The organism is Streptomyces sp. NPDC096013, assembly GCF_044763565.1.
In the GTDB taxonomy this organism is placed as follows: domain Bacteria; phylum Actinomycetota; class Actinomycetes; order Streptomycetales; family Streptomycetaceae; genus Streptomyces.
On sequence record NZ_JBIWGK010000011.1, the window covers coordinates 294,653 to 307,731 of the forward strand.

9 protein-coding genes are annotated in these 13,079 nt (G+C 68.7%); 5 read left to right on the forward strand and 4 right to left on the reverse strand.

Features of this window, described 5'->3' with window-relative positions; translation table 11 throughout:
* Nucleotides 1-429: 429 nt before the first annotated feature.
* Complete coding sequence (locus ACIRB1_RS32835) at nucleotides 430-2,958, forward strand: ATP-dependent Clp protease ATP-binding subunit (protein ID WP_328830748.1); 2,529 nt, start codon at nucleotides 430-432, stop codon at nucleotides 2,956-2,958.
* An 81-nt stretch (nucleotides 2,959-3,039) separates the two neighbouring features.
* Here ACIRB1_RS32835 and ACIRB1_RS32840 read toward each other — a convergent pair whose 3' ends face one another.
* The gene (locus tag ACIRB1_RS32840) at nucleotides 3,040-6,078 is read right to left on the reverse strand and encodes an NACHT domain-containing protein (protein WP_403467934.1); all 3,039 of its coding nucleotides are present in this window, start codon (nucleotides 6,076-6,078) and stop codon (nucleotides 3,040-3,042) included.
* A gap of 64 nt (nucleotides 6,079-6,142) precedes the next feature.
* On the reverse strand, nucleotides 6,143-6,745 hold the full coding sequence (locus ACIRB1_RS32845; RefSeq protein ID WP_403467935.1) for an HAD family acid phosphatase: 603 nt from the start codon (nucleotides 6,743-6,745) through the stop codon (nucleotides 6,143-6,145).
* A 452-nt stretch (nucleotides 6,746-7,197) separates the two neighbouring features.
* On the opposite strand from ACIRB1_RS32845, the gene ACIRB1_RS32850 reads away from it, so the two are divergent.
* Complete coding sequence (locus tag ACIRB1_RS32850; protein WP_352184058.1) at nucleotides 7,198-7,779, forward strand: M23 family metallopeptidase; 582 nt, start codon at nucleotides 7,198-7,200, stop codon at nucleotides 7,777-7,779.
* 56 nt (nucleotides 7,780-7,835) lie between these two features.
* Here the strand turns inward: ACIRB1_RS32850 and ACIRB1_RS32855 are convergent, their stop codons facing one another.
* Nucleotides 7,836-8,432: a TetR/AcrR family transcriptional regulator gene (locus ACIRB1_RS32855; protein ID WP_352184092.1), complete on the reverse strand. Its 597-nt coding sequence runs from the start codon at nucleotides 8,430-8,432 to the stop codon at nucleotides 7,836-7,838.
* A 128-nt stretch (nucleotides 8,433-8,560) separates the two neighbouring features.
* On the opposite strand from ACIRB1_RS32855, the gene ACIRB1_RS32860 reads away from it, so the two are divergent.
* The 3 genes from ACIRB1_RS32860 (at nucleotide 8,561) to ACIRB1_RS32870 (ending at nucleotide 11,237) form a co-directional block, all read left to right on the forward strand.
* Nucleotides 8,561-10,147 (forward strand): MDR family MFS transporter, encoded by a 1,587-nt coding sequence (locus ACIRB1_RS32860; RefSeq protein WP_403467936.1) that lies wholly within the window; start codon nucleotides 8,561-8,563, stop codon nucleotides 10,145-10,147.
* Nucleotides 10,148-10,323: 176 nt separating this feature from the next.
* Complete coding sequence (locus tag ACIRB1_RS32865) at nucleotides 10,324-10,806, forward strand: helix-turn-helix transcriptional regulator (RefSeq protein WP_403467952.1); 483 nt, start codon at nucleotides 10,324-10,326, stop codon at nucleotides 10,804-10,806.
* On the forward strand, nucleotides 10,803-11,237 hold the full coding sequence (locus ACIRB1_RS32870; protein WP_352184060.1) for a VOC family protein: 435 nt from the start codon (nucleotides 10,803-10,805) through the stop codon (nucleotides 11,235-11,237). Before ACIRB1_RS32865 ends, ACIRB1_RS32870 begins: the two co-directional genes overlap by 4 nt.
* 494 nt (nucleotides 11,238-11,731) lie before the next feature.
* On the opposite strand, the gene cseC is transcribed toward ACIRB1_RS32870, so the two are convergent.
* Nucleotides 11,732-13,039: a two-component system sensor histidine kinase CseC gene (gene cseC / locus ACIRB1_RS32875; RefSeq protein WP_403467937.1), complete on the reverse strand. Its 1,308-nt coding sequence runs from the start codon at nucleotides 13,037-13,039 to the stop codon at nucleotides 11,732-11,734.
* Nucleotides 13,040-13,079 lie beyond the last annotated feature (40 nt).

The following is a 13,079-nucleotide window of genomic DNA, read 5'->3' on the forward strand; positions in this document are numbered from 1 at the left end:
CGCCGAAGCGGGCCGGGAGTTACGCTGGGTGGCCCGGCGAATGCGCTGGGTGCTGGAAAAGGGGGCGTTCGGGGGTGCCGACCGGCGCAAGGTTGTTCGCCCGTAGCGGAGGGAACCGGTGCACTCGGCATGGAGTGTCAGTGCGAACGGGTAAGACATCCCTAGTGGGAGGGGGCGACACGCAGAAAAGGGCGTCTCACGTTCGCCATCGGCGTACTCATGGTGAGGGTAACTGCCTGGCCTGCGGGAACATCGTCTCGCACCATCAGGTTGGAGCAGATGTCGGCGTTCGGGTTCAGGAGGCAGTGTTGGATCTCGGTCCGGTGTCGGCAGTTGGAATGAGCGGTCCCCGCTTGCGGGACTAAGCTGCGGAAGGACAGGGAGGGGAGCGTCCCCTTACTGCCTGACCGCTCTGAGGAGCGATTAACGATGTTCGAGAGGTTCACCGACCGCGCGCGGCGGGTTGTCGTCCTGGCTCAGGAAGAAGCCCGGATGCTCAACCACAACTACATCGGCACCGAGCACATCCTCCTGGGTCTCATCCACGAGGGTGAGGGTGTCGCCGCTAAGGCCCTGGAGAGCCTCGGGATTTCGCTCGAGGCGGTCCGCCAGCAGGTGGAGGAGATCATCGGGCAGGGGCAGCAGGCCCCGTCCGGGCACATCCCCTTCACCCCCCGTGCCAAGAAGGTCCTGGAGCTGTCGCTCCGCGAGGCCCTTCAGCTGGGCCACAACTACATCGGCACGGAGCACATCCTGCTCGGCCTGATCCGTGAGGGCGAGGGCGTAGCCGCCCAGGTCCTGGTCAAGCTGGGCGCTGATCTCAACCGTGTGCGGCAGCAGGTGATCCAGCTGCTCTCCGGTTACCAGGGCAAGGAGACCGCCACCGCCGGCGGCCCTGCGGAGGGCACCCCCTCGACGTCCCTGGTCCTCGACCAGTTCGGCCGGAACCTCACCCAGGCCGCTCGTGAGTCCAAGCTCGACCCGGTCATCGGGCGCGAGAAGGAGATCGAGCGGGTCATGCAGGTGCTGTCCCGCCGTACGAAGAACAACCCGGTCCTGATCGGTGAGCCCGGCGTCGGCAAGACCGCCGTCGTGGAGGGTCTCGCCCAGGCCATCGTCAAGGGCGAGGTGCCCGAGACCCTCAAGGACAAGCACCTCTACACCCTGGACCTCGGCGCGCTGGTCGCCGGCTCCCGCTACCGCGGTGACTTCGAGGAGCGCCTGAAGAAGGTCCTCAAGGAGATCCGCACCCGCGGCGACATCATCCTGTTCATCGACGAGCTGCACACGCTGGTCGGTGCGGGTGCCGCCGAGGGCGCCATCGACGCCGCTTCGATCCTGAAGCCGATGCTGGCCCGCGGTGAGCTCCAGACCATCGGTGCCACCACGCTGGACGAGTACCGCAAGCACCTGGAGAAGGACGCGGCCCTCGAGCGCCGCTTCCAGCCCATCCAGGTCGCGGAGCCGTCCCTGCCGCACACCATCGAGATCCTCAAGGGTCTGCGCGACCGGTACGAGGCGCACCACCGTGTATCCATCACGGACGAGGCGCTGGTGCAGGCCGCCACGCTGGCCGACCGGTACATCTCGGACCGCTTCCTGCCGGACAAGGCGATCGACCTGATCGACGAGGCCGGTTCCCGGATGCGCATCCGCCGGATGACCGCGCCGCCGGACCTCCGCGAGTTCGACGAGAAGATCGCCGGCGTCCGCCGTGACAAGGAGTCCGCGATCGACTCGCAGGACTTCGAGAAGGCCGCCTCCCTCCGCGACAAGGAGAAGCAGCTCCTGGCCGCCAAGGCCAAGCGGGAGAAGGAGTGGAAGGCCGGCGACATGGACGTCGTCGCCGAGGTCGACGGCGAGCTGATCGCCGAGGTCCTCGCGACCGCCACCGGCATCCCGGTCTTCAAGCTCACCGAGGAGGAGTCCTCGCGGCTGCTCCGCATGGAGGACGAGCTCCACAAGCGGGTCATCGGCCAGAAGGACGCCGTCAAGGCGCTCTCGAAGGCGATCCGTCGTACGCGTGCGGGCCTCAAGGACCCGAAGCGTCCCGGTGGTTCGTTCATCTTCGCCGGCCCGTCCGGTGTCGGTAAGACGGAGCTGTCCAAGGCGCTCGCCGAGTTCCTCTTCGGTGACGAGGACGCGCTGATCTCCCTCGACATGTCGGAGTTCAGCGAGAAGCACACGGTGTCGCGTCTCTTCGGTTCGCCCCCCGGATACGTGGGCTACGAAGAGGGCGGCCAGCTGACGGAGAAGGTCCGCCGCAAGCCGTTCTCGGTCGTCCTCTTCGACGAGGTCGAGAAGGCCCACCCGGACATCTTCAACTCGCTGCTCCAGATCCTGGAGGACGGTCGCCTGACCGACTCCCAGGGCCGGGTCGTGGACTTCAAGAACACGGTCATCATCATGACGACCAACCTTGGAACCCGTGACATCTCCAAGGGCTTCAACCTGGGCTTCGCGGCCACGGGTGACACGAAGTCCAACTACGAGCGCATGAAGAACAAGGTCTCGGACGAGCTCAAGCAGCACTTCCGCCCCGAGTTCCTCAACCGTGTCGACGACGTCGTCGTCTTCCCGCAGCTCACCCAGGAGGACATCCTCCAGATCGTCGACCTGATGATCGGCAAGGTGGACGAGCGCCTCAAGGACCGGGACATGGGCATCGAGCTCTCCCAGGCCGCCAAGGAGCTCCTCTCCAAGAAGGGTTACGACCCGGTGCTGGGCGCGCGTCCGCTGCGGCGCACGATCCAGCGCGAGATCGAGGACACCCTCTCGGAGAAGATCCTCTTCGGCGAACTGCGTCCCGGCCACATCGTGGTCGTCGACGTGGAGGGCGAGGGCGACGCCAAGACCTTCACCTTCCGGGGTGAGGAGAAGTCGGCGCTTCCCGACGTGCCGCCGATCGAGGATGCCGCTGCCGGTGGCGCGGGTCCGAATTTGAGCAAGGAGGCGTAAGGCCCAGCGGTTCGGGTTTTTGCGGCTGAGAAAGGGGCCGGTGCTTTTGGCACCGGCCCCTTTCGTTTGTCCGGGGGCAGGTCAGAGGCGGTCGTCGGTTACTTCGGCGGTCGGGAAGAATTCCGCGTAGGTGTCGAGAGGGACGCCTCTTCTGCCGGGTGTCTTGAGGGTCACCGTCCGCAGCCCCGGCAGGCGGGAGGCGAGGATGCGGAGGTGTTTGTCGCCCTTGCGCTGGGACGGCATGCGGAGGGTTTCGACGGAGGGCAGCTCCGGCATGAGCTCCAGGGCGTAGTGGTTGAGGGACGCGTTCAGCACGAGGCTCCGCAGGACGGGCAGTCGTGCCACGTGTCCCCAGTCCGTGGCGCTCGGTGCGGTGGGCGGTCTGGCGAGGCTCAACTCGGTGAGCGTCGGCCAGCTCTCCAGACCGCGCAGGCCGGCGGTGGCCAGCGTCTCCTGGCCCAGGAACAGGTATTCCAGGGGTGCGTCCACGGGCAGCACGTCGGAAAGGTGCCCGTCCTGGAACGTCTGGTTCAGGGAGAGCCGGGTGAGCCCGTGCAGAGCCGACAGGCCCGCCGGGGAGTTGATCTGGTTGAACGCCAGCTCGGTGAGCGGCAGTTCTGACAGGAGGGTGAGATCCCGGACGCCGAAGCAGTCCTGGAGCCACAGCGCGCGCAGGTTCCGGAAGGCCGCCAGCTCGGCCAGGGTGATCTCCCTCGTGTGGTGCTCAAGACTCAGGAGGTCGAGCTCGTCCGGATCACGGACGGCGTCGACGACGTCGCTCAGGTCGGGTGAGCCGTTGACCGTCAACCGCTGCCAGGGCCGCATGAGGCGCAGTGCCGCCAGCTGTCCGGGTGATCCGCAGCGCAGGAAGAGACCGTCGCGGTGCAGGTGGTCGAGCACCTCGATCGCGTACTCCGTGGTGTCGAACCGGTCCCAGGTGCCCGCGAGTTGACGCCGTACGTCGAAGGCCGGGTGATCGCGGAAGCGGCGCAGCACCGCCAGGGCGCCCGTGGGTTCCTGCCCGCCCAGCATCGAGGCGGTCTCGGCGACGCACCGCGCTTCCTCCGTCGTCAGTCCCTCCGGTCCCGGCAACAGCTCCAGCACCAGGGGCCCGGCATCCGTCAGCGTGCGTGCGTCCGCTGTGGTGCGCGGTGGGATCAGCGAGGCGGAACGGCTCTCGACCTCCGCCCGCACCCCGGGGTCCAACGCCGTCGCGTGCTCCAGGCAGGCCAGTGCCAGCAACGTCAGCCGGGGCTCCTTCCTGGCGAGCAACTGCCGTAGGAGTACGACCCGTTCGCGCGGCCTCGCGTGGGCCACCGCCATGCGGATGACGTCCTCCCACTGGGTGTCGTCCGCGTGGCTGGTGAGGACGTCGAGGTGCCCCTCCTCGACCGCGTAGCGCGCGCCCAGGTAGTCCTGGAAGGTGCGGTGGATGAAGTCGACCACGCCGTCGGCGGGTTGGCGGAGGAGGCCGCTTCTGAGGAGCAGGTCCCGTAGGACCGTTCTGGCGTCGCCCGTCCCCGTGACCGTGGGCAGGCAGCGTTCGACGATTCCCTCCGCCGTCTCCAGGTCCATTTCCGTGCGGCCGCTCAACACCAGCGCGTACGCGAGGCGTTGGAGGATCTCCAGCTGGGCCTCCTCGCCCAGCTCGGCGCCTTCCAGCGCGCCCATGCCCCGCTCACGGTCCCGGCGGGCCAGCAGCATGGTCAGGGCGGCGTCGTACAACTCCTTGCGGCCGGTGGGGAGATAGCCCCGGCGTTCGCGGTGGAGGGCGCAGATCAGGCCGCACATCAGGGGGTTGGTGGCGAGGCGGGCCAAGTCGCGTTTGGTGTGGAGAGAGTCGAGGAGGGGGGCCTCGTACTCGGGGGCCTCGGCCGCCGTGTGCCAGCGCTCGACGAAGGTCTTCACCTCGGGGCGGCGCATGGGGGCCAGGGTCAGTTCGCGGAAGCCCTCCGACGCCAGCCAGTCGGGGCGGACCGCGGTGGGGCGGGAGGTCAGGAGCCAGTGGTTGCCGGGGAAGGCGCCGATCAGGGAGAGGAGCCAGTCGCGGGTGCGGTGGCGGTCGGCGGACGGGATCTCGTCCAGGCCGTCGACCAGGATCAGCGCCCGGCGGGTGGTCAGGACACGTTCGGCCCAGCCCTCCGGCGGGGTGTGGGGGCAGCCGACCGCCGTCAGGAAGTCGGCAGGGGAGGGGAGTTGGCCGGTGCGGATCAGTGTGCGCAGGGGGAGCACGTACGGGATGCGGTCGCCGTCCGCCGCCGCCGTCACCGCCAGCCACTGCACCAACGTCGTCTTGCCGGAGCCCGCGTCGCCGCGCAGCAGGACCCGGTCGTGGGACACGAGAGCTTCTTCCGCGGGGAGTTGGAGGTCGTAGTGGGCGCCGGGGTGGCCCTCGGACAGGGGGCGCTCCTCCGTCGCCGTCGCCTCCAGGCTCAGGTACGCGACTTCCAGGGGCCAGCGGTCCGGGGAGTCGCGGAGGTCGATGCCGTAGATGGTGATGTGGTTGTGGCGTTCGGCGACGTACCGGAGGTAGCGGCGTTCGAAGGCGCGGTCCTGGGTGCCGGGGCGTGGGGTGCGGGCGATCAACTCGTCGACGCGCGCGATCAGTTCGGCCTGGGTGCGGGTCTGTTCGACCAGGGTGCGGGCGACGAACGTGGAGCGCCGGGTGAAGAACTCCAGGATCTGGAGGCAGGCCCACTCGGTGGCCGAGTCGAGGAAGTAGCAGGCGTCGGTGGAGAGGCCGTCGGGGGCGGGCGCCTGATAGTGGAGCTGTTTGGCGAGTTCGCGGTGACCCAGGCGTACGGCCTGGACGTCGTCCATGTCCAGGTCGCCGAGGGCGAGCAGGCGACGGGCCAACGCGTCGGCCACCGCGGTCTGTTCGGCCGACCGGAAGGGGCGTTCGCCGGGGGAGTCCATCGCCTGCTGGACGAAGTGCTGGGCCAGTCTGTGGACGTCCTTGTCGCCCAGTCTCCGCTTCTCGCCCTTGAAGGAGACCAGGCTGGACAGGCGCACCGGTTTGTCGACCAGCCCCGCGCCGGGCCCGTCCGCCACGAACAGTCTCTTCACCAGCGGCGCGATCAGGCTGGACGCCAGTTTGCCGCCGAGTACCGCGGGCTCCATCCGCCACCCCCGTAGCCGTTGGGAACGGATGGAGCCTACCGGCGATCAGGCGAGGTCCGGGCTTCTAGGACAACTGACCGTCGTAGTCCGGGAGTTTGAAGGTCTTCTCGGCGTGGCCGCCCGACAGGTCGGTGGCGCTGTTGCCGATGTTCGCGATGATCGTGTAGCCCTTGTTCTCGATCGCGGTGCGCTGGGCCGTCTTGTAGTCGGCGACGTCCTTGAAGAGGTCGAAGAGGCCGCGGACGTAGAGGCCGTCGACGTCGTAGCCGTCGTGTGTGAGGTTGTACTCGGTCGGCAGGTAGATGATGCCGGGGCGGGCCGTGACGAAGAACAGCGAAACCCCGTGCTCCTGGGCGTACTTGGCGACCGCGAGGACCGGCTTGTTGGCCGGCTGGGGCCAGCTGAAGCCGAAGTCGGTCTCCAGGGTGGTGTTGTCGATGTCGAAGACGATCGCCTGCTTCTCGCCGGGCTCGGTGGCCGCGATGCGCTGCTTCAGATAGGGCAGCGCCTGGTTCATCACCGTCTGGCAGTCGGCCTGCCACGTGGCGTAGTCGACAGCGGTGCCGGCCGCCGTCGCGGCCTGCGCGGGGACGCTCACCGCGGCGAGGGCGGCCGCGGTCACGGTGACGGTGGCGGTACGGCGGGCCCAGGGGCGTCGTCTCGTCATGGGGGTGGGGGTTCCTCTCACGTCGGTGCGCGGCCGGTGCAGAGGCATGGTCGCGGGTGCGGGTGGCGGGAGGGGAACCGTAAGGTTACTGAACGGTAGGTGCATAGAGGTCTGCGCCACATTTCCGCGGTCGGCGGCCACCCCGCCCGGTGACAAGCCGCACAGGCGATTCGACCCCTACTAGGACGGATAGTCGCCAGTCCCGATCCGGGCAAAAAGGACTTTTTGCCCGGAGGTGGATGGAACCGAATGGGCGTTTTCGCCGTCCATGGTGCGAATTCTGCCGAACGGGCGCTCTGTCAAGAAGTCGGAAGTTTTGGGATGAAGTACTAGCTTCCGTCGTAGAAGGCCTGTTTGGGGGTTTCGAGGGGCGGGGGTTACCAATGGACGTGTCATCCGGTGGCGTCCGTGCGCCGGGTGGCTTTTCTGTCCCCGTCCCCCGTGAGGTTTCGATGTTCCAGCGCGCCACGTCCCGTTCTTCCCGTACGACTTCGCTCCGCACCCGGATGGCCGTCATGGCCGTCGGACTGGGGGCCACCGCCGTGCTGGGCACCGGGGTCGCGAGCGCCGCCACCGCGAGCGTGGCGCCGAAGGCCGTCAGCGCGAAGGCCGCCGCATCCTGGGTCGACCCGGTGAAGAAGTACACGCTGTCCGCGAGCTTCGCCCAGGCCGGCGGCATGTGGCAGTCCACCCACAGCGGGCAGGACTTCGCCGTGCCGAGCGGCACCAGCGTCCTCGCCGCGCACGGCGGGACCGTCGTCAAGGCCGGCGGCAACGGCGCCGGTGACGGACCCGCGTACGGCAACGCCATCGTCATCAAGCACGGCAACGGCACCTACTCGCAGTACGCCCACCTCTCGCGCATCGACGTGAAGGTCGGCCAGGTCGTCAGGACCGGCCAGCACATCGCGCTCTCCGGCAGCACCGGCAACTCCACCGGCCCGCACCTGCACTTCGAGATCCGCACGACCGCCAACTACGGCTCGGCGATAGACCCGGTCGCGTTCCTGCGCGGCAAGGGCGTGTCCGTCTGACCCGGTCGGGCGACGACGGGAATTGTCGGACAGGCCCTAAAGCGACAGCTTGGGCTTCAGGCGGGCTTCGAGCCCGCGTGGGCCTGCGTGATCATGTCGGTGGCGACCTCCAGGACGGCCTTGCGCTTGTCCTCGGGGTCGCCTTCGAGGTCCTGCACGGCGAACATGCCGGCGTGCAGCGTGAAGATCGCGCTCAGTGAGCGGACCTGGTCGACCAGGCTCGCCCCGGGGTCGATCACGATCTCCCGGAGGCCGCGCATGCGCTCCTTGAAGCGCTCACCGATGCGCAGGTCCCGTACCGTCGCCTGGTTCTCCTGCATGAAGCGGAACAGGGGGGTCGCGCCGTCGAGCGCGTCGCCGTAGCGCCGTACGATCTCCTGCTTGGTCTCCAGGGTGTGCGGCTGGCCGCGGCCCCACTCGATGAGGTCCTCGATCGGCTTCGTCAGGTCCTCGAAGATGCTGACGAGGATCTCTTCCTTGGTCTTGAAGTGGTAGTAGAGCGCGGCCTTCGTGACGTCCAGGTGCTCGGCGATCTCGCGCAGCGAGGTCTTCTCGTAGCCCTGCTCGGCGAAGAGTTCGAGGGCCACGTCCTGGATGCGCTGGCGGGTGTCTCCGCGACGCTGCCGCTTGATGCCGTCCATGGTGCCGCCCATTCGTCTCAATGCCCCAGCAAACTTACTTGACGCCCGGCTAGTTGCGGGTCTACTTTCCCTGAGTGTAGTCAACTAGCCGGGCGGCAAGTAAGTGGTCGGCCGGAAGCAGTGCATAGGGGAGTGGGACGATGGCGGACACACAGACGGTCGACACGGGCCCGGAGGACACCGGGAAACAGCCCAGGAGCGTGCGGGTCGTCCTGCTCGCCCTGATGATCACGATGATGCTCGCGATGCTCGACAACATGATCGTGGGTACGGCGATGCCGACGATCGTCGGTGAGCTGGGGGGCCTGGAGCACCTGTCCTGGGTCGTCACCGCGTACACGCTCGCGACCGCCAGCTCCACCCCGCTGTGGGGAAAGCTCGGCGACATGTACGGGCGCAAGGGCGCCTTCATGACCTCGATCGTGATCTTCCTGGCCGGTTCCGCGCTCAGCGGCATGGCGCAGAACATGGGGCAGCTGATCGGCTTCCGGGCCATCCAGGGTCTCGGTGCCGGTGGTCTGATGGTCGGCGTCATGGCGATCATCGGCGACCTCATCCCGCCGCGTGAGCGGGGCAAGTACCAGGGCATGATGGCCGGCGTCATGGCGCTCGCGATGATCGGCGGACCGCTGGTCGGCGGCACCATCACCGACAACTGGGGCTGGCGCTGGTCCTTCTACATCAACCTGCCGCTCGGTGTCATCGCGCTCGCCGCGATCAGCGTGGTGCTGCACCTGCCGAAGAAGCGGTCGCAGGCGCGGATCGACTACCTGGGCGCGGGTCTGCTGACCCTCGGCATCACCTCCATCGTGCTCGTCACCACGTGGGGCGGCTCGCAGTACGCCTGGACCTCGGCGCGGATCATGGAGCTGATCGGCATCGGCGTGGCCTCGCTCATCGGGTTCGTGTTCTGGCAGACCAAGGCGACCGAGCCGGTCGTACCGCTGCACATCTTCCGCAGCCGCAACTTCACCCTGATGGCGATCATCGGCTTCATCACCGGGTTCGTGATGTTCGGGGCGACGCTGTTCCTGCCGCTGTACCAGCAGTCCGTGCAGGGCGCGTCCGCCACCAACTCCGGGCTGCTGCTCCTGCCGATGCTCGGGGCGATGCTCGTGACCTCGATGGTCGCGGGACGGGTGACCACCAACACCGGCAAGTACAAGGTGTTCCCGGTCGTCGGCAGCGTGTTCATGGTCGTCGGGCTGTATCTGCTCTCCACCATGGACACCGGTACGACGCGGTTCATGTCCGGTGTGTTCATGGCCGTCGTCGGGCTCGGCATGGGCTGCCTGATGCAGATCACCATGCTGGTCGCGCAGAACAGCGTCGAGATGAAGGACATGGGGGTCGCGTCCTCCACGAGCACGCTGTCCCGGACGCTCGGCTCGTCGTTCGGTGTCGCCATCATGGGGGCGCTGTTCAACCACAAGGTGCAGGACGTCATGGCCGCGCGGGCCGGGGCGATCGGGTCCAAGGTGACGGAGCAGTCCGCGCAGCTGGATGCGAAGAGTCTGGCGAAGTTGCCGGCGGTGGCGCGTGAGGCGTATCAGCACGCGGTGTCCTCCGGTATCCACTCGGCGTTCCTGCTCGGGTCCGTGGTGGCGATCGTCGCGCTGGTGGCCGCGGTGTTCGTGAAGGAGGTTCCGCTCAAGGGGGCGGGGCCCAAGACCGAGGGTTCGGACGAGGGTGTGGCGGAGCAGCTGCCGATCGTCGAAGCGGTCTGAGTCCGTCGCCTGTTGGCTGAAGGTCCCCCGGCTGGTGTCCGCCCCGGGGGGCCTTCTTCGTGTGTCCGTGGGCGCGGGTGTCGACAGGTTCGGGTGGCGACAAACCTCGGCGGAGCCGTACGTGCTGGTCGGAGACGTTGTCAGTGGTGGGTGTCACCATCGGGGGCATGGACAGGATGCGGCAGTTGCGGCTCGCCAAGGACGCCATGGATCGGGACTGGGCCGAGCCGGGGCTCGACCTCGGTGCGGTGGCCGCGCATGCCGGGTACTCGCGGTATCACTTTCTGCGGGCCTTCAAGGAGGCGTACGGCGAGACGCCCGGGCAGTATCTGACGCACCGGCGGATCGAGCGGGCCGAGGAGATGCTGCGGTGCGCCGATCTCTCGGTGACGGAGATCTGCCATCTGGTCGGCTTCAGCAGCCTCGGCACGTTCTCGGCGCGGTTCAAGGCGCTGACCGGGCTGACGCCGAGCGAGTACCGGACCAGGCATGTGGGCCGCGGGACCGCGCTCATCCCGGGGTGCTACGCGATGCTGTGGGTCGGCGGTTTCCCCAGCGCAACTTTGAAGAAGCGTCGCGCCGCCCGCCCTGCCTACGGTGAGGAACAGGAAGCAGTTTCACCCTCACCCGACTCGTCCGACAGGAGTGCGGAGACATGATCCAGGGCCTGGGCATCGCCACCGTGTGGACCTTCGACCAGCAGCGCACCAAAGCCTTCTTCACCGAGAAACTCGACTTCGAGATCCGCGACGAGATCTCGATGGGCGACATGCAGTGGGTCACCGTGGGCGCCAAGAACCAGCCCGCCCTCGCGCTCACCCTGATGAGCCTGGACGGGCCGGGCCTCGACCCCGAGTCCGCCGAGGCGCTGAAGAAGCTGGTCAGCAAGGGGGCGATAGGGGCCGGGGCGTTCACCACCGACGACTGCCGCGGTGACCACGCCACCTTCAAGGCACGCGGCGTCGAGTTCCTCCAGGAGCCGACCGAGCGGCCGTACGGCATCGAGGCGATCTTCCGAGACGACAGCGGCAACTGGTACTCGCTGACCGAGCGCCGCGCGGAACTGGACTTCTCCAAGGACTTCGCATGAGCCCTGAGCCGGTGGGGGATGCGGCGATGCCGTCCGGGGGGCGGTGAGGGTGGGCGGTACGTGAGGAGAGCGGGGTCCGGGGTCCGGGGTGCGCTGGTCGGGGAGGGCGTGCGGGGGCCGGAGATCTGAATGTGCTGGTCGGGGAGTGCGTGCCAGGACCGGAGTTTCGCCGGCGGGTAAGCGGGTGAGGGCACCGGCCGGGTCAGCGCGGAGCGATGTCGTCCGGTTCCCTGCCTGACGGTCCTCATCGACCGGCCCGCGTGGTCACGGCCCCGCCGCAGCACAGGCCGGCTACCGCCGCGTCGGACACCCCCCAGAGGGGACAGCCGCACCGGCCAACCCCAGCGAGGCTACGACCCCACCGGCCAGCCCCCTGAGGCTACGGACGCACCGGCCGGCCCCCGGAAGCCACGACCGCACCGGTCGCCCCGGGCAGCCACGCCAGCCTCCCCCCTCTCCCCCCAAGCCGCACCACCGCCGCAACCCCCCACCCCCTACGGCAACATCGGGTAACTCCCCGTACTGGTGGGCGCATGCTCCGGCAGCCAGAGCACTGCCACCGCGCCCTCCGCCGGGATGTGGTCCGGCGCCCCCGCGGGCCGTACGTTGCGGAAGGTCAGGCGGGCGCCGAGGACGCGGGCCTGGCCGGCGGCGATGGTGAGGCCGAGGCCGTGGCCGTGGCCCGCGCGGTCCGTGCTGCCGGTGCGGAAGCGGCTCGGGCCCTCCGCGAGGAGTTCCTCGGGGAAGCCGGGGCCGTGGTCGCGGACGCGGATGACCCGGCCCTCGATGGAGACCTCGATCGGCGGCTTGCCGTGGCGGGCCGCGTTGGCGAGGAGGTTGAACAGGACCCGTTCCAGGCGGCGGGGGTCGGTGGTGACCTCCGACTCGTGCACGACGTGCACCACCGCGTCCGGGTCCTTCGCGAGCACCCGGCGGCTCACGAACTCGCCCAGCATGAGGTCCTGCAACTCGGCCCGCTCGGACGCCCCGTCCAGCCGGGCCACCTCCAGCACGTCCTCGACGAGCGTGCGCATCGCCTTCGCCCGGTCCAGGACCAGCTCGGTGGGGCGGCCGGGGGGCAGGAGTTCGGCCGCCGTCAGCAGACCCGTCACCGGCGTGCGCAGCTCGTGCGCGATGTCCGCCGTCACCCGGCGCTCGGCCTCAAGCCGTTGTTGCAGCGCGTCCGTCATGGCGTCCACCGCGCGCGCGAGGTCGTCGGTCTCGTCCCGTACGACCCCGCCGATCGCGTCCCGCACCCGTACGTCCGTCTCGCCCTTGGCGACCTGGTTCGCCGCAGCCGCGGCCTTCCGCAGCCGGCGCGAGAGCTGCCCGCCGATCAGGACACCGAGCGCGCTGCCGCCGAGCACGGCCGCGATCGAGCCGATCACCAGGGCCTGGTCGAGGTCCTTGAGGATGTCCGTGCTGCGGTCGGTGAACCCGGTGTGCAGGGACATCACATGGCCGTCCTTGAGCGGTACGGCCGCCCAGATGTCCGGCACACCGCTGGGCCGGTCGGTGACATAGGTCGCCCGCCGGCCCTCCTCGACCTTCTCGCGCAGCGCCGACGGCAGGTTCTGGTCGTCGATCTTGATGCTGGGGAAGTTGGGCCGCCCGGACAGTTCGTAGTTGCGCTGCGCGATCTGGACGCGTTCGTCCGCGAGGTCGCGCGCGTTGTCCAGCATGGAGACCCGGGCCGCGTTGTGCACGACCAGGCTGAGCGCGATCGCGACCAGCGTGCCGACCAGGGCGATGGCCGCGCTGAGCTTCCATCTCAGGCCCGTGCGGATGCCCGCTCTGTCCATCAACGACGGCACCCTGCGCTGTGAATTCCCCCGCATACCC